Below are 16,720 nucleotides of genomic sequence, written 5' to 3'. Positions count from 1 at the left end.
ACCGGTGCCGCCCGGTCTCAGGGTCATGACGTGTGGGTTTCACCCACCGGCTCGACGGTGGTTTCGGTGGCGATGAACCAGTCGATGGTGTCGAGGAAGTGCGTCTCGTGCTCGTGCAGCGGTTCGGCCTGCGGGGAGGCGAAGGCGGTGCGCACGTCGTCGACGGTGTCGAAGTACAGCTCGGCCATTCCGTCGTAGGGCCACGACTTGCGGTGCTCGATGGCCGGGTTCTGCCGGTAGCCGCGCAGCCCCGGTAGCTGCCAGACGAGAGCAGGGTGTTCTCGCTGCCAGTAGTGGAGGAACTCGTCCCGCGACAGTCCGGGCAGCGCCTTGAGCATCGCGACGATCTTGACCGACATCGCTGGATTCCTTTCCGCTACCAGCCGACGAGCTGGCGCAGGTTGCTCTTGACGATCTTTCCGCTGGGATTGACCGGCATTGCCCCCGGTTCGAGGAACACGAACTTCTTCGGGATCTTGTAGCCGGCCAAGGACGAGCGCAGGTGTTCGCGCAGCTCGCCCTCGGAGACGCGTTGACCGGGCCGCAGCGCCACCACCGCCCGGACCTCCTCGTCCCACTCGGTGCTGGACACGCCCAGCACCCCGCACTCCATGACGGCGGGGTGGGTGTAGAGGACTTGCTCGATCTCCGAGGCGTAGACGTTCTCGCCGCCCGACTTGATCAGGTCTTTCGCCCGGTCGCGGAAGTAGAAGTAGCCCTGCTCGTCCCGGGTCACAAGATCGCCGGTGTGCAGCCACCCCTCACGCAGCGCGGCGGCCGTGGCCTCGGGGTTGCCGTAGTAGCCGAGCATCACCGCCGGACCGCGCACCGCGATCTCGCCCAGCTCACCCGGCCCGAGCGGCTCGCCCGTCACCGGGTCGACGACGCGCGCCTCGACCATCGAGTACTCCTGGCCGATCGAACCGTCGAGCTCGGGCCGCATGATGTCGCGATCGAGCAGCCGGGTCACCATCGGCCCCGCCTCGGTGAGCCCGTACCGGAAGTACATGTGCACCTGCGGCGTCAGCTCGCGCACGGCTCGCTTGTCCGGCATCCGCAACAGGCCGCCGCCGCTGTGCAGCTGCCGGAGGTGGTTCTGGAATCCGGAGGTCTCGAAGATCCCGGCCTGCAGCAGCCTCCGCACCATGTTGGGGATCATGAACGACGTGGTGATCCGCTCGCGCTCGACGAGCTCGCCGATCTGCTGCTCGTCGAAGCGGTGCAGCATCACGTTGGTGCCGCCGCTCATGTAGTGCGGAGCGAACACGCACAGCAGCGCCGCCGAGTGGAACATCGGCGTCACGTTCAGCGCGACGTTCTCCGCGGCGCTGGCCATCCCCACGTCGAGCCGCTCGTTGACCGAGTTCGTGATCCCGGAGCGGTGGGCCAGCACAACGCCCTTCGAGAACCCCGTGGTCCCACCGGTGAACAGCACGCACATCGGATCTTCAGGGCCGACACCGGGTTCGAGGGCACGCCCGGGCGTTGCGGCGAGAGACTCGAACTCCGCACCCTGCCGGACGATCGCGAGCGCCGGGTCGAGGTCGCCGGTGGCCACTGCGGCGTCCAGCGCGTCCTCGAACTGCGACTCGACCAGCACGACGCGGGCGTCGGTCGAGGCGATTCCCTGCACGAGCTCGGTGGTGGCCCAGCGCCAGTTGTACATCACGGCCACCGCACCGGCGGCGATGACGCCGAGGAACGCCTCGACGCAGAAGATCGAGTTCCCGGCCAGGATCCCGACGTGATCACCGCGCTCGACCCCGGAGGCCCGCAAGCCGCGGGCGATCCCTTCGGCCCGAGCGCTGAGCTCGCGGTGGGTCAGCCGGCCGGTGTCGTCGACCAGCGCGTCCCGGTCGGGGTGCCTGCGGGCGTTGAGGCGCACACAGTCGGCAAGGGTCCACATCGTTGTCTCCTCCACACACTCCGAGCTTGCCCGAGAGCCTAGGAAACGAATGCACGTTTGTCTATCTCGACTTCTTGTATTCCCAGACAGGCGCGCTAACATACGGTCGTTCGTTCGTTTTGAGATGCGGAACCAGGAGTACTGATGACCGACACCCAGGACGCCCCCGCGACCAGCGCCGAGGACGTGCACGACGAGCTCGCGCGCAAGCTGGAGCAGGCCCGGCTCGGCGGATCGGAGAAGAACCGCGCGAAGGTCCTCGACTCCGGCAAGATGCTCGTCCGGCAACGCCTGGAGCTGCTGTTCGACGACGGCTGGTCATTCGAGGACGGCCTGCTCGCCCGCTACGAGGAGGGCCTGCCCGGCGACGCCGTGGTGACCTGCATCGGCAAGGTCGACGGGCGCGAGGTGGCCGTGATCGCCAACGACTTCACCGTCAAGGCCGGCACCTGGGGCAAGCGGACGTTCGAGAAGATCACCCGGACCCAGGAGATCGCCGACGAGACCGGCATCCCGCTGGTGTACCTGTTCGACTCCGCCGGCGCCCGGATCGACGAGCAGTTCGAAAGCTACGCCGGTCGGCGCGCCTGGGGCAACATCTTCTACAACCAGGTGCAGATCTCCGGACGCGTCCCGCAGGTGTGCGCGCTGTTCGGCCCCTCCCCCGCCGGATCGGCCTACGTCCCGGCCCTGTGCGACTTCACGATCATGGTGCGCGGTCACGCCACGGCCTACCTCGGCTCGCCCCGACTGGCCGAGATGGTCACCGGCGAGCAGGTGACGCTGGAGGAGATGGGCGGCGCCGAGATGCACTGCCGCACCTCCGGCCTCGGTGACTGCCTCGTGGAGGACGACGCCGAGGCCATCGCCGCGATCCGCGTGTGGCTGTCGTTCCTCCCGTCGAACTGGGAGGAGAAGCCACCGGTGGCCCCAGCCGCGGAACCGGCGTCGGCTCGAACCGTCCAGGAGGTCGTGCCGGAGCGCGAGTCCGAGGTCTACGACGTGCACGAGCTCATCGACGCCCTGGTCGACGAGGACTCGTTCCTCCCCTACAAGGACCTCTTCGCCCCCGAACTGGTTACCGGCTACGCCCGGATCGAGGGCCACAGCGTCGGCCTGATCGCCAACCAGCCGATCCAGCGCGGCGGCGTGCTGTTCCCGGACTCCTCCGACAAGGCCGCCCGGTTCATCTGGACCTGCAACGCCTACAACATCCCGATCATCTTCCTGGTCGACATCGCCGGGTACATGATCGGCTCGGAGGTCGAGAAGCAGGGCATCATCCGGCACGGAGCCAAGATGCTCTTCGCCGTCGCCGAGAGCCGGGTTCCGCGCATCGCCGTACTCGTGCGCAAGGCCTACGGCGGCGGGTACCTCGCCATGTCCGGCGCGCCGATGAAGCCCGACGCCGTGATCGCGCTGCCCACCGCCAAGCCGGCGCTGATGGGCCCGGACGCCGCCGTCAACGGCATCCACTACAACCGCATCCAGGCCATCGCCGACCCCGAGGAGCGCAAGCGCTTCGTGGCCGAGAAGCAGGCCGAATACGCCGAGGGCATCGACGTGTTCAAGATCGCCAACGAGAACGCCGTCGAAGCCGTCGTCCCGGCCAACGACCTGCGCGGCGAGCTGCACCGCCGCTTGTCGGTCTACCGGCGCCGCGCCACCCCGCCCGCCGCGCGCCGCCAGGCCGTCACACCCGTCTGAACCCCGAGCCCAGGAGGAACACGCACATGGCGTTCAGCTCGTTGTTCGAACCCGTCGATCTGGGAGCGCTGCGGCTGCGCAACCGCTTCGTGATGGCTCCCATGACCCGCAGCAGAGCCCACCCGGACGGAACCCTGCCGGAGTCGGCGCCCACCTACTACGCCCAGCGCGCCACGGCCGGGCTGATCGTGTCCGAAGGGGTCTGCATCTCCCCCATCGCCGTCGGCAACCCGAAGGTGCCGGGCCTCTGGACCGACGACCAGACGGCCTCCTGGGCCGAGGTCGCCTCGGCGGTGCACGCGGCCGGTGGGGCGATCGTCGCCCAGCTCTGGCACACCGGCCGCGCTTCGCACCCCTCGCTGCAGCCCGGCAACCAGCCGCAGGTGGGCCCGTCGGCGATCGCGATCGACGGCTCCACCTTCGCCAAGGGCGGGCGCACACCGCACGTGACGCCGCGCGCCCTGGAAAGCCTCGAGATCCCGGTCATCGTCGCCCAGTACCGGCGCGCTGCGCGCAACGCGATCGCGGCCGGACTGGACGGCGTGGAGATCCACGCGGCCAACGGCTACCTCATCGACCAGTTCCTGCAGGACAACGCCAACGCCCGCACCGACCGCTACGGCGGGTCCGTCGAGAACCGCACCCGGTTCCTCTCCGAGGTCGTGGCCGAGGTCAGCGCCGAGATCGGTGCTGACCGGGTCGGAGTGCGCATCTCCCCAGCCAGCGCCTTCCAGGACATGGCCGACTCCGACCCCGCCGCCCTGTTCGGCCACGTCCTCGACGTGCTCGGCGAGGCCGGGATCGCCTACCTGCACCTCGTCGAACCCGGCATCGACGGTTCCCAGACTGTCGCGACCCGCCAGGCGGAGGCGCGTCGCGCGCTCGGTTCGGCCTGGGCGCGCGAGCGCTACGCCGGCAAGATCGTGGCCGCGGGCGGCTACGAGGCCTCCTCGGCGGAACGGGCGGTGCGCAATGGGCACGTGGACGCCGTGGCGTTCGGGCGGCCCTACATCGCCAACCCCGACCTGCCCGACCGCGTCGCGGCCGGTGCTCCGCTGGTCGAATCCGACCGCGCCACCTACTACGGCGGCGGCGACGCGGGCTACATCGATTACCCGACGCTCGACGGAGCCGTCAGCTCCTAGAACGCGAACGCCGAGCGGGGGTGACCCGGATACCTGGTCACCCCCGCTCGGCGTTGGACGCTGTCAGCTGCCGGTCGAGGCAACGGCCGCGGAGGACACCCCGACCTGGCGGAGGATCAGCTCGGTGTAGGTCTGGACGATCGCTTCGAGGGACATCCCGCCGCGCGGCTTGTACCAGGACGCCACGTGGGTTCCCATCGCGACGATCGCGTACGTCTGCAGCCGCGCGTCGACGACCTCGGCCTTGCCCTGCGCGGAGATCTCCTCGATGACACCGCGGATGAGCTTCTCGTACTGGTCGCGCTTGCCGACCACCCGTCGGTGCTCCTTGGCGGGCAGGGCGCGCAGCTCGGAGTTGCCGATGAAGACCTCGCGGGCCCGCTGGGCGTGGAACCGGATGTGGGTGTCCACGCAGGCGCGCAGGGCCGCGACCGGATCGTCCTCGTGCTCGCGCAGCACGCCGCGCAGCGCCGCCAGCAGATCATCCATGATTCCGATCATGATCGAGCTGAGCAGCTCGTCCTTGCCGCTGATGTGGTTGTACAGGCTGCCGACACGGATCCCGACCTTGGCCGCCACCTCGCGCAAGGAGGTCGCTTCGTAGCCGTGCTCGTAGAAGAGGGCGATCGCCGCCTCACGGATGGCGTCAGGCGTGCGAACGCCGTTCGTGGGGCGCGGCATGCGATTCTCCGATCCGTCGTGGGAGGCCAGGGCCTCACCGGTTGTGTACCTCGACCGCCAGTCTAGCGGATGGCGAACAAGCAGCCGTTCGCCATCCGGGTCGTGTCGCGCTCAGGAGATCGACGTGCCGCCATCAACGGGCAGCACGTGCCCGGTGACCCACTCGTCGTCGATGAAGCGGGTGATCCACCTCGCCACTTCGGCCGGTTCCCCGGTGCGCCCCAGCGGAATGGTGGAGGCGCGCTGGGCCAAGAACTCCTCGGCCGCCGCGGGGTCCATGCCGGCCGCAGCGAACAGGGGCGTGTTGGTCGGGCCCGGAGCGACGGCGTTGACCCGGACTCCGCGCGGCGCGAGTTCGAGGGCCCAGCAGCGGGTGAGCTGGGCGATCGCCGCCTTCGAGGCCGCGTAGTGGGCGTTGGAGACCGACGGTTTGAGCGCCACCGTGCTGGAGAGGTTGATCACCGCTCCCCCGGTCGCGATCAGGTCCGGCAGCAGCGCCTGGGTCACCAGAGTCGTGCCGATGACGTTGATGTCGAACAGCCTGCGCACCTCTGCAGGCTCGATCTCGGCCAGCGAACCGAGCACGAACACGCCCGCCGAGTTGACCAGGAAGTCCACCGGGCCCCAGGCCTCCCGCACCTCCTGCGCGGCCGCGGCGACCTGGTCGGGATCGGTGACGTCGACGACCGCGGCGAGCCCGGACCCGGTATCGGAGAGCCACTTCACCCCGTCCTCGCTGACGTCCCAGCCCGCCACGCGCGCGCCGCGCTCCAGCAACAGCTCCGCGGTCGCGCGGCCCAGACCCGAGCCTGCTCCCGTCACGACACCGACCAGATCAGGCCTCATCGCCGGCCGCCTCCGGACGTCGGCGGACCATGAAGCTGCTCGAGAAGGTCATCACGGTCTCGCCGCGCTGGTTGACGGTCCGATAGCCCAGCGTCCAGATCCCGCGGTCGGGTTTGCTCGTCGCGCGCGCGCCGACGATCTCGGCCTCCGGGTGGACCGTGTCCCCGATGAGCACGGGAGCCGACGCGCGGACCTCGTCGAGGCCGAGCCACGCCTGCACGTTGCCGAAGATGCCCGTCTGCGTGAGCAGACCGAGCGACAGCGACAACGACAGCGGCCCGTGGGCGATCCGGCCCGCGAAACCCGCTTCCCTGGCATGGTCCTCGTCCAGGTGCAGGGAAACCCAGTCCCCGGTCAGACCCGCCCACTGAACCAGGTGCGAGTCCGTGACCGTCACACCCGGGCCGCGCAGCTCGTCGCCGACCGTCAGATCCTCCCAGAACACGCGCCCCTGACCGGTCACCGCGCTCATGCGCTCACCTCGGTGGGACGGCGGTGCATCAGGGCGGAGCGACGCAGGCGGCAGACCAGCTCGTCGCGCTGGTTGAGCGCGCGGTGCTCCAGCTTCACGATGCCGGTGTCCGGACGGCTCTTCGATTCGCGGACCTCCAGCACCTCGCTCTCGACGCGGAGGGTGTCACCGATCAGCACCGGTTTCGGGAACTGCACGTCCTCGAAGCCCAGATTGCCCGCGGTGGTGCCCAGCGTCAGGTCGTTGACGTGGATGCCCGCGACCAGACCGAGGGTGAACACCGAATTCACGATCCGCGTGCCGAACATCGATCCCTTGGCGAACTCCTCGTCGAGGTGCAGCGGCTGCGGGTTCATCGTCAGCGTCGTGAACAGCAGGTTGTCGGTCTCGGTGACCGTGCGGGTCACGGCGTGCCGGTGGACCTCGCCGACCACGAACTCCTCGAAGTACAGGCCTGCCATGGTCATTCCTCCTCGTTGTGCCCGGCCAGAGCCAGGGCGGATCGGGCGTTCTGGGCGTGGGCGAGGTCGATGTGCTCGCCCTCGAACATCACCGCCCCCTGACCTTCGCGGGCACCCGCCTCGTATGCCTCGACCAGCCGTCGCAGCCGATCGAGCTCCGCCGCGCCGGGCGTGTAAGTCTCGTTGACCGGCCCGACGTGCGACGGGTGGATGACGACCTGACCGCCGAAGCCGAGGTCGTGGTTGGCGCGGGCGAAGGCACGCAGCCCGTCGAGATCGCGCAGGTCTTGCCACAACCCGAGCACGACGTGCGCCAGCCCGGCCGATCGCGCCGCAAGCACGACCTTGCTGCGCAGGTACAGGGTTTCCAGGCCGCCGGGGCTCCAGGTGAAGCCGACCTCGCGGGAGATGTCGGCGTCCTTCGCCGCGGCGGCCATCAAGCTGACCACGCGAGGAGCCGAGGCGATCTCGTCCACATTGGTCAAAGACCGCGCCGTCTCCAGCGACGGGATCAGGCCCACGGACCCGCGCGGCAGCCCGCGTTCGATCTCGGCCGCGGTGACCAGCGCGTCGTAGGCCAGGACGTCGTCGCGCCCGTAGACCTTGGGCAGCAGCAATGCGGTCAGACCGGGGCGAACGACGGCCGCGACGTCCTTGCCGAACAGGTCGGTCTCCAGCGGGTTGACCCGGACCACCAGACCGGTCCGGCCACCGGCGAGGCGGTCGATCGTGGCGGCGGTTGCCGTGCGGGCCTCGTCCTTCGCCTCGGCGGGAACCGCGTCCTCGAGGTCCAGGATGAGCGCGTGCGCTCCGGCGCGGATTCCCTTGTCGGCCCAGTCGGGTTTGTGGCCAGGCACGAACAGCAGGGATCGGTAGGGCTTCATCACGCCTCCTCGTCGGTGAAGCGGAAGACCGCCGTCGCACCGCCGTCGACGACGAGGGTCTGGCCGTTGATGTTCGCGGCATCCTCGGACAGCAGGAACGCGCACACGCCGGCGACCTCGTCGGCGCTTGAGATGTGCCGGGTCGGCGTCTTGCGGAGAAATGCCTCCATGGCGGCCGTGTTGAGCATCGGCGTGCGCATCGGCCCCGGGCAGACCGCGTTCACGGTCACGCCCTTGCCCCAGAAGTCGAGCACCAGCGCCCTGGTCAAGTTGACCACCGCGCCCTTGGACGTGGCGTAGGCGGTGAACTCGTAGCCGTTCATCCCTGCGATCGACCCGATGTTGACCACCCGTCCCGCACCGCTGGCGGCCAGGTCACCGGCGAACTCGCGGGTCACCGTGTAGGCACCGGTCACGTTGACGTCGAGCACCTTGCGGAAGGTCGCGGTGTCAGTGGTGTCGAGCTGCCCGCGGAACATGATGCCCGCCGCGTTGATCACGTGCTGCGGCAGCATGTCCCGCGCGAGCAGGGTCTCGCGCAGCTCGTGCACCGAGGCCTCGTCGGTGATGTCCACGCCGAACCCGACGGCGCTGCCGCCGTTCTCCGCGATCTCCTCCGCGTTCGTGCGCGCCGCGTCCTGCTCGAGGTCGAGGCACACCACGTAACGTCCCTGCGATGCCAGCCGACGCGCGATGGCCGATCCCAAACCGCCTGCGGCTCCGGTGATCAGAGAGGTTCCGGTGCTCATGCGGGCACCACCACGGCCAGCGGCGCACCGGCGGTGACGACGTCGCCGACCGCCACGCCGACCTCGCCGACCGTTCCGTCCACGGTGGACCGCACCGGGTTCTCCATCTTCATCGCCTCCACCACGAACAGGACCTGCCCGGCGGTCACGACATCACCGTCGGCGACCTTGACCGCGATGACCGTGCCCTGCATCGGACTGCTCACCGCGCCCGAACCGGCCGCACCCGGCGCACCGGCGCCCTTGCGCTTGGTGCCGCTCCCCCGCGACCGGCGTGCCGGCGGTTCCGCAGCCGCTGCGGTCGCTCCCGCTCCGCCGAAGAACGGGATGACGTAACGACGTCCGCCGACCCACACCTCGTCCCGGGCGTCGTCGTCACCGTCGGCCTCGGCCGCGTCCTCAGACACGCCGCCCACCGGGCCGGGGAACTCGACGGCGCTCTCCAGCCAGCGCGTGGTGAACGAGACGCCGGCGAAGTCCGAGTGCTCCAGAACGGCTTTCGCAGCCGGGATCGTCGTCGGGACCCCGTCGACGATGAGCTCGTCCAGCGCGGCCAGCGTGCGCCGGATCGCCGTGCCCCGGTCCGGCCCCCACACGACGAGCTTGCCGATCATGCTGTCGTAATGGGGCGCGACCTCGTCGCCGCTCTCGTAACCGGAGTCGAACCGCACTCCGGGACGCACCGGGACCTGCAGGGCATGGATCGGCCCGGGACTCGGCACGAACAGCCCGCCCGCCGGGTCCTCGGCGTTGATGCGGCACTCGATCGCGTGGCCGCGAGGAGCGGGCCCCGAGGTGAGCACGCTCAGCGGCTCGCCCGCCGCGACCCGCAGCTGCTCGGCGATCAGGTCCATGCCCAGCACCGACTCGGTCACCGGGTGCTCGACCTGGATGCGGGTGTTCATCTCCAGGAAGTAGAAGCGGTCGCCCTCCACGAGGTATTCGACCGTGCCCGCGCCGACGTAGCCGACCGCCTTCGCCAGCCGCACCGCGGCCTCACCCATCTCAGCCCGCAGGTCGTCGGGCAGGCCCGGGGCGGGCGATTCCTCGACGAGCTTCTGGTGGCGGCGCTGCACGGAGCAGTCGCGGTCGCCCAGCCACACCGCGTTGCCGTGAGAGTCGGCGAAGATCTGGACTTCGACGTGCCGCGCCGCCGAGAGGTAGCGCTCCAGGTAGACCTCGGAGTTGCCGAAGGCGGCCCCGGCCTCGCGCTGGGCCGCCGCCAAGGCGTCATCCGCCTCGTCCGGGCCTGCGACCGTCCGCATGCCTCGTCCGCCGCCACCGAAGGAGGCCTTGACCGCCACCGGGTAGCCGTGCTCGGCACCGAAGTCCCGGATCGCGTCCGCACTGGTGACGGGCTCCGCGGTGCCCGGAACCTGCGGGACGCCCGCTTGCGAGGCGACCCGGCGGGCAGCCACCTTCTCCCCCATCACCTCGATCGCGTCGCCGCTCGGGCCGATGAACACCAGGCCAGCGTCGGTGACCGCGCGGGCGAACTCCGCGTTCTCCGCGAGGAACCCGTAGCCCGGGTGCACGGCGTCCGCCCCGGTGTCCTTCGCTGCCTGGACGATCCGGGCGATGTCGAGGTAGTTCTCGTTCGCCGCGATTCCGGGGAGCGCGACCGACTCGTCGGCGAGGCGCACGTGCAACGCCTTCTCATCGGCATCGGAGTGCACGACCACGCTGCCGATGCCCTGCTCGGCCAACGTCCGGACGATCCGCACCGCGATCTCTCCGCGATTGGCGACCAGCACCTTCGACAGAGCCCCGGAGACTCCTCGTTCTGCCTGCTCTCGCGGCACCTGGGCCATCGATCTCTCCCTCATTAACGAACGTGCGCTCGTTTGCCAAACTAGACTCGTGGACGACTTCTGGTCAAGAACTGCAGGTCACATCACCCTCAGAGACGAACGCTCGTTCGCATCTGAAGCCTGGTCGGGAACGACGACCGCTCCCGACCAGGCCCGCGATCAGAGCTCCGCGTCGTCCAGACCCCGCTTGTAGCGCTCCGGCAGCAGCAGCGTCGCCACGACCGACACCAGCACCAGCCCGACACCGATCCCGGTCAGCGCAGCGACCCCGTTCTCCGTGTTCTGGAAGATCCACGCGGCCACGAACGGCATGGGCGCACCGAAGATGAGCCCGGCGAAGGTCATGCCCAGCGCCGACCCGGTGTAGCGCATCGTCGTCGGCAGCGACTCCGAGAAGAACGCCGCCTGAGTGCCAGCGGTGATCTGGATCCCGCACAGCGCCAACGCGACCACGGCGACGCTGGCCGGGAAATTCATGCTGTGCAAGATCGGGAACATGGTCCCCGCGGCGATCCCCTGCATCGTTAGCCCGACGATGAACATCTTCTTGCGGCCCACCCGGTCGCTGAGCCTGCCACCGTAGATCGCGGCGGGCACCGAGATGAGGTTGGCCATCACCAGCAGCGAGAAGGTCACGGAGTTGGCGTAGCCCAGTTCCTTGGTCATGTAGTTCACCGCGTAGGTGACGCAGATCCAGAACAGCCCCGCCGATGCGGCCCAAGACAGGACCAGCTTGACGACCGTACCCGGGCGACGCCGCAGCACGGCCAGCGCGCGTTCCTGAGGGGCCTCAGAGACCTCGGCCTGCTGCTGGCTCTCCCGGAAGGCGCTCGACTCCTCGATGCGACGGCGGATGAACATGCCTACGCCGAGGAGCAGCACACCCAGCAGGAACGGCACTCGCCAGCCCCACGAGGCGAAGGCCTCCTCGGAAAGCAGAGCCGCAAGTCCCGCGAGGACGACCGACGCCATCGTCTGCGCGAGAGGTGAGCCGATGGCCAGGATTCCCCCCATCATTCCCCGGCGGTCATCGGGTGCGTGTTCGACGACGAGGATCTGCGCGCCGCTGGCCTCACCGCCGAGCGCGAAGCCCTGCAGGAAACGCAGGATCACCAGCAGGGTCGGTGCCAGGAGCCCGGCGACGGCGTAGGTCGGCAGCAGTCCGATCAGGACCGAGGCCATGCCCATGAGCACGAGCGTGAACATGAGCACGTTGCGCCGGCCGATCCGGTCTCCGAGGACGCCGAAGACGATCCCGCCCAGCGGCCGGGCCAGCATGCCCGCGCCGAAGGTGGCGAACGAGGCCAGCACGGCGGTGTTGTCGTCGAAGCTCGGGAAGAACAAGGTCGGGAACAGGGTGGCGGACAACGTGCCGTAGACGGCGAAGTCGAACCACTCCATGGCGGTGCCGAAGGTACCGCTGGCCACGGCCCGTCGCGCGGCTCGCTCGTTCTCGGGTGATGTCGTCATGGGAGGAGCCGTCTTCGGTGTTGATTCGATGGATTCAGACATGGGAGATCTCTTCTGTTCGGACTCGAAGGGCCGACCACGGCGATTGCCGGTGTCACGTGGGAGCGGACGAAGATCCGTCCGCTTCTTGCGGAAGGGCGTGCCACCCGATTCGCAACAGGTCGCGCAGCGGGGAAGCTCAGCGCCACCGGAGGTGGCGCCCTCCGAGGAAGAACTCGATCTCCAGGAGAGGTCGAGCCGCTCCCGTCTCGGCAACGCTGACGAGCGGGCTGTTCATGTTCACCTCCACGAACGTGCGTACGTTTTTCACAGGCCGCACCCCGGTCCTGCTGAGGTCTACGGCTCAGGCGTCGGCGGTGATCGCGTTGCGCAGCACGCCGATCCCGGACACCTCGACCTCGCAGACGTCCCCGGGCTTCATCCACAGCGGAGGTTCCCGCCGGGCGCCGATGCCACCCGGCGTTCCGGTGGCGATGACGTCGCCCGGTCGCAGCTCCGTCCACGACGAGCAGTAGGCGACGATCTCCGGGATCGAGTAGGTCAGGTCCGACAGCGGCGCCCGCTGGACCTCGACACCGTTGAGCCGGGTCGTCAGCTCCAGGTCGGACAGGTCCGCGATCTCGTCGAGGGTGACCATCCAGGGCCCCATCGCGCCGGTCGCCGGGAAGTTCTTGCCCGGCGTGAACTGGTGGGTGTGCGACTGGAAGTCCCGGATCGAACCGTCGTTGAGGCAGGTGACCCCCGCGATGTGGTCCAGCGCGTTCTCCGGCGCGATGCGGCGACCGCCCCGCCCGATGACCAGCGCCAGCTCACCTTCGAAGTCGAAGCTCTCGCTCTCAGCCGGGCGGACGAGCGGTGCGCCGTGACCGACGAAGGTGTCCGGGAACCGGGTGAAGATCACCGGGTGTTGGGTGCGCTCGCGCCCGGTTTCGATGCGGTGCTTCTCGAAGTTCAGCCCGACGCACAAGATCTTACCCGGGTCCGGGACCACCGGCAGGAGCTCCGCGGCGCCCGGCGCGACCCGGTGCGCGGTGCCCGATGCAGCGACCGCGTGCCGGATGCCGTCGGTTCCCGCCTCGCCGAGCGCACGGGCCAAGGTCGACCAACCCGGGTTCACGGCGGCCAGGTCGACGATCTGGTCGTCGACGAGCGCACCCCAGGAACACCGGTCGGCACTTCGGTAGGACAGCAGCTTCATGGTCTCAACGACTCCGGTTCAGTAAGAGCGAGGCAGGCCGAGCCAACGCTCGCCGACGAAGTTGCGCAGCATCTCGTTGGTCAGCGGCGCGAACGTGTAGAGGCGCGCATCGCGGAAGTAGCGCTGCATGGGGTATTCGCGGCTGTAGCCCGCGCCGCCCATGACCCGCATCCCCGCGTCGGTGATGTCGGTGGCCGCATCAGCGGCCGCGATCTTGGCCATAGCGGAGAAGGTGTCCGACTGCGCCTCACCCGCTCCCGCGGCGTCAGCGGCCCTGATCAGCAGCCCCCGAGCCGATTCGACCCGCACCGCCCCGTCGACCAGAGCGTGCTGCAGGGCCTGGAAACCACCGATGCTCCGGCCGAACGCCTGCCGCTGCGAGGCGTACTCGACCGCGCTCCGCAGAGCACCGCGCGCGATTCCCAGCGCCACAGCAGCGGCGTTGAGCCGCTCGCCGTTGAGCGTGCCGATGACCTGCCGGAAGCCCGCCCCCACCCGGCCCAGCACCGTTGAACCGTCGAGCCGGACGTCGTCGAAGGTGACCTCGCAGGTGTCGAGGCCGTGGATGCCGGCCGTGTCGAGCACCCGCACGGAGACCCCGGCGGCGTCCAGCGGCACCAAGAACATCGTGATGCCATCGATCGCCGAGCCCGCGTCCTCCGACGTGCGGGCCAGCACGATGGCGTACCCGGACGTCGCCGCACCCGAGATCCACGTCTTCCGGCCGGACAGAACCCACCCCGAACCGTCCTGGACAGCCTTCGTGCGCATGGCGCGGGCGATGTCGGTCCCGCCGTCCTCCTCGGAGAGCGCGAACGCGCACCGCCCGCTCCCCTCCGCGAGCGGCACGAGAACCCGCTTGCGCTGCTCGTCATCGCCGTAATGGCTAAGCAGGCGCAGCGCCATGTACTGCACGACCAAGCAGACGGCCATCGACGTGTGGCCAGCACCGAGTTCCTCCAGCACGACGATCTCGTGCCGGGGATCCGCGTCCTCACCGGTCGCCGGGTCGGCGCCCAAGCCGATGAGCCCGGCGGCGCCGAGATGACCGTAGAACTCCTCGTCGAAGGTCTCCGACTCGTCGAGCCGGGCGACGCGCTCGTCCGGAGCGTGATCGGCGAGGATCGACCGCACCAGCTCGCGGAGCTCGGCCTGATCCGACGAATCCGTCCCGACCGCCTCGACCTTCCATCCCGCGGGACGATCCCGCCCGCCTGCCGTGCCGCTCTGCATGTTCGAGCCTTTCTGCCGCCTCCCGCCGCGCGGCGTTCAACGTCGGTGTTCGAAGGGGCCTGATCAGGCGCGCCGATAGCCCTCGAGGGCGCTGTCGTCGACCTCGTCGAGGTTGACCACGATGTTGTCCGGCGTCCGGCAGGTCAGCCAGACCAGCTCCTCAGTGGTGCTCATGTTGCCCTCGACGTGCGGCATGAACGGCGGCACGAACACGAAGTCACCCTCGGCCAGGTCCACGTACTGGGCGTAGTTCGAGCCGAACCAGATCCGCCCCTTGCCCTTGAGGACGTAACCGCCGGTCTCGGCCTCGCCGTGGTGGTGCGGGAGCGACCGGTACCCCGGCTCGTTGCTGACCTTGCCGTACCAGATCCTGGTGGCGGGCGTGTGCTGCGGACCGACACCCGAGATGCGCACGGCCCCACCCGACTGTCCGGTCCCGGTGTCCTCCTGCCCGCTCCGGGTCACAACGGGAACGTCGTCCTTGGCCATCTCAGCTCCTCCTCATCAACTCGAACGCCCGAAGCCTAACGAACGTGCGACCGCTCGTCTAGCATCATTTTTTCGGTCCACACCAGTTCAAAACGCATCCGAACGAGCACCTGTTCGCTTACGAGCGAGGTTCCACTACGTCGTGAGCCCCGCTCGAACGGGCTTCACTCGGCGCAATGAAATGCGCTCGTCGTTGAGCAGCGAGCCGAAGAACACCCGCAACGCCTTGTGCTTGTTCACCGCCGTCGAACGCAGGCTGCGGCCCCAGTCCCGGAGGCATCCGGACCACACCGCCGAGAGACCCTCGGTGATCTTTCCAAGATCACCGAGGGCATTCCAAAGCTCCGCAGTCAAGGTGTCCATGAGCGGCGTGCTTGACTCCGGGAGGCTGTGCAAGAACACAAAAAGAGGGTTCCCACAGGCTCTGACCTGCGGAAACCCTCTTGCCAGTCGGGACGGCGGGATTCGAACCCACGACCCCTTGACCCCCAGTCAAGTGCGCTACCAAGCTGCGCTACGTCCCGGCCACCCCGTGGGGTGTGCCAATAGCTTACCCCACGGATTTGGGGCTGATCATGGGGGTCTACCTAAGTTGGTTTGCGCAGTTCATCGGCCATCGGGAGTCAACCTGGAGCTTCCGCGCCGGGGCGTGTGGATGATCGCGCTCCGCTTGGTCCTGATTTTGGGTCGTCGTCCTTTTCCGGCCTGTCCCTTCTCCTGTTGAAGGCCTGGGGATGCGATCATCTGTGGGGTACGGATTCGAGGGCAGGGGGTTGCCGGTGGTCGAGCAGTCACGTGATGCGGCCGGGTTGGACGTGAACCGTCCGAACCCCGGGCGGATCTACGACTGGTTCCTGGGCGGGACCGCGCACTGGGCGATCGACCGGGTCTTCGGGGAGCGGCTGCTGGGCATGTGGCCGCAGATCGCGGGCGTGGCTCGGCAGAACCGGGCGTTCCTGCGGCGGGCCGTGCTCGACGCCTACGACGCCGGGGTCCGGCAGTTCCTCGACCTGGGCTCGGGCATCCCGACCATGGGCAACGTGCACGAGATCCTCCAGGACCACGCCGACGAGCCGGTGCGCGTGGTCTACGTCGACTGCGAGCCGGTCGCGGCCGCGCACACGCGGGTGAAGCTGCAGGACGTCGAGTGGGCCGGGGTCGTGCAGGAGGACCTGCTGAACTGGCGCGAGGTGCTCGACGACTGCTCCACCCAGCGGTTGCTGAACCTGAGCGAACCGGTGTGCCTGCTGGCCATCTCGGTGCTGCAGTTCATCGGCCCCAACGGCGACATCCCCGGGGTGCTGCGCCGCTACGCCGGCAAGCTCTCCGCGGGGTCGCGGATCGTCGTCACCCACTTCGCCTCCGACGTGCCCGACCCGGAGGCGCGGGCGGCGATGGAGCGGTTCCGGACCGAGTGCGACGTGACGCCGAACCCGCTGTGGCTGCGGGACCGCCCCACGCTCACCTCCTGGTTCGACGGGCTCGGCGAGGACTGGCGGCTGCTCGGGCCTGGTGTGGCGCAGCTGCCCGAGTACCGCCCGGACATGATCACCTGCCCGGAGGACGTCGCCGAGTCGGAGAAGATGCGCCCGTACGCCTGGTTCGCCATCGGCGAGAAGTCCGCCTAGGGGCTGTTGAGGAACACGGGGCCGCAACCTCCGGCGGGGC

At 69.1% G+C, this 16,720-nt stretch carries 17 protein-coding genes and 1 tRNA gene; 3 read left to right on the top strand and 15 right to left on the bottom strand.

All coding sequences use genetic code 11. From position 1 onward, the window contains the following. Positions 1-23 precede the first annotated feature (23 nt). Complete coding sequence (locus QFW96_RS16185) at positions 24-359, bottom strand: EthD family reductase (protein ID WP_281456481.1); 336 nt, start codon at positions 357-359, stop codon at positions 24-26. Between the two features lie 17 nt (positions 360-376). Then, positions 377-1,906, bottom strand: coding sequence for a class I adenylate-forming enzyme family protein (locus tag QFW96_RS16180; protein WP_281456480.1), 1,530 nt, complete (start codon positions 1,904-1,906; stop codon positions 377-379). A gap of 144 nt (positions 1,907-2,050) precedes the next feature. On the opposite strand from QFW96_RS16180, the gene QFW96_RS16175 reads away from it, so the two are divergent. Continuing rightward, the gene (locus tag QFW96_RS16175; RefSeq protein WP_281456479.1) at positions 2,051-3,613 is read left to right on the top strand and encodes an acyl-CoA carboxylase subunit beta; all 1,563 of its coding nucleotides are present in this window, start codon (positions 2,051-2,053) and stop codon (positions 3,611-3,613) included. Between the two features lie 26 nt (positions 3,614-3,639). Beyond that, positions 3,640-4,758: an alkene reductase gene (locus QFW96_RS16170; RefSeq protein WP_281456478.1), complete on the top strand. Its 1,119-nt coding sequence runs from the start codon at positions 3,640-3,642 to the stop codon at positions 4,756-4,758. Positions 4,759-4,821: 63 nt separating this feature from the next. Here QFW96_RS16170 and QFW96_RS16165 read toward each other — a convergent pair whose 3' ends face one another. The 13 genes from QFW96_RS16165 to QFW96_RS16105 form a co-directional block, all read right to left on the bottom strand. Next, on the bottom strand, positions 4,822-5,439 hold the full coding sequence (locus QFW96_RS16165) for a TetR-type transcription factor C-terminal domain-containing protein (RefSeq protein ID WP_281456477.1): 618 nt from the start codon (positions 5,437-5,439) through the stop codon (positions 4,822-4,824). A 111-nt stretch (positions 5,440-5,550) separates the two neighbouring features. Then, complete coding sequence (locus QFW96_RS16160) at positions 5,551-6,285, bottom strand: SDR family NAD(P)-dependent oxidoreductase (RefSeq protein WP_281456476.1); 735 nt, start codon at positions 6,283-6,285, stop codon at positions 5,551-5,553. Continuing rightward, entirely contained in the window at positions 6,275-6,757 is a 483-nt protein-coding gene (locus QFW96_RS16155; protein ID WP_281456475.1) for a MaoC/PaaZ C-terminal domain-containing protein, read from the bottom strand. Before QFW96_RS16155 ends, QFW96_RS16160 begins: the two co-directional genes overlap by 11 nt. After that, on the bottom strand, positions 6,754-7,224 hold the full coding sequence (locus QFW96_RS16150) for a MaoC family dehydratase (protein ID WP_281456474.1): 471 nt from the start codon (positions 7,222-7,224) through the stop codon (positions 6,754-6,756). The genes QFW96_RS16155 and QFW96_RS16150 overlap by 4 nt, the downstream gene beginning before the upstream one ends. Then, on the bottom strand, positions 7,221-8,102 hold the full coding sequence (locus QFW96_RS16145) for an HpcH/HpaI aldolase/citrate lyase family protein (protein ID WP_281456473.1): 882 nt from the start codon (positions 8,100-8,102) through the stop codon (positions 7,221-7,223). Before QFW96_RS16145 ends, QFW96_RS16150 begins: the two co-directional genes overlap by 4 nt. After that, positions 8,102-8,851, bottom strand: a complete 750-nt coding sequence (locus tag QFW96_RS16140; RefSeq protein ID WP_281456472.1) for an SDR family NAD(P)-dependent oxidoreductase — start codon at positions 8,849-8,851, stop codon at positions 8,102-8,104. Before QFW96_RS16140 ends, QFW96_RS16145 begins: the two co-directional genes overlap by 1 nt. Then, positions 8,848-10,662 (bottom strand): acetyl/propionyl/methylcrotonyl-CoA carboxylase subunit alpha, encoded by a 1,815-nt coding sequence (locus QFW96_RS16135; RefSeq protein ID WP_281456471.1) that lies wholly within the window; start codon positions 10,660-10,662, stop codon positions 8,848-8,850. Before QFW96_RS16135 ends, QFW96_RS16140 begins: the two co-directional genes overlap by 4 nt. A gap of 159 nt (positions 10,663-10,821) precedes the next feature. Beyond that, on the bottom strand, positions 10,822-12,132 hold the full coding sequence (locus QFW96_RS16130; protein ID WP_281456470.1) for an MFS transporter: 1,311 nt from the start codon (positions 12,130-12,132) through the stop codon (positions 10,822-10,824). A 343-nt stretch (positions 12,133-12,475) separates the two neighbouring features. Continuing rightward, the gene (locus QFW96_RS16125) at positions 12,476-13,330 is read right to left on the bottom strand and encodes a fumarylacetoacetate hydrolase family protein (protein WP_281456469.1); all 855 of its coding nucleotides are present in this window, start codon (positions 13,328-13,330) and stop codon (positions 12,476-12,478) included. Positions 13,331-13,348: 18 nt separating this feature from the next. After that, positions 13,349-14,563 carry an acyl-CoA dehydrogenase family protein gene (locus QFW96_RS16120; RefSeq protein ID WP_281456468.1) on the bottom strand — a complete coding sequence of 405 codons (1,215 nt, stop codon included), beginning with the start codon at positions 14,561-14,563 and terminating at the stop codon, positions 13,349-13,351. A 63-nt stretch (positions 14,564-14,626) separates the two neighbouring features. Beyond that, entirely contained in the window at positions 14,627-15,052 is a 426-nt protein-coding gene (locus QFW96_RS16115; RefSeq protein ID WP_281456467.1) for a cupin domain-containing protein, read from the bottom strand. A 135-nt stretch (positions 15,053-15,187) separates the two neighbouring features. After that, entirely contained in the window at positions 15,188-15,415 is a 228-nt protein-coding gene (locus QFW96_RS16110) for a hypothetical protein (protein ID WP_281456466.1), read from the bottom strand. Between the two features lie 87 nt (positions 15,416-15,502). Continuing rightward, positions 15,503-15,576, bottom strand: a tRNA-Pro gene (locus QFW96_RS16105). 210 nt (positions 15,577-15,786) lie between these two features. Here QFW96_RS16105 and QFW96_RS16100 point away from each other — a divergent pair. Then, a complete protein-coding gene (locus QFW96_RS16100) occupies positions 15,787-16,680 on the top strand; it encodes an SAM-dependent methyltransferase (RefSeq protein WP_281456465.1) in 894 nt (297 codons plus the stop codon). The last annotated feature ends 40 nt before the right edge of the window (positions 16,681-16,720 follow it).

Origin of the sequence: Saccharopolyspora ipomoeae, from assembly GCF_029952525.1 — a bacterium.
GTDB lineage: Bacteria > Actinomycetota > Actinomycetes > Mycobacteriales > Pseudonocardiaceae > Saccharopolyspora > Saccharopolyspora ipomoeae.
Note: the sequence above shows the minus strand (reverse complement) of the source record. Positions and strands in the feature narration are given on the sequence as shown.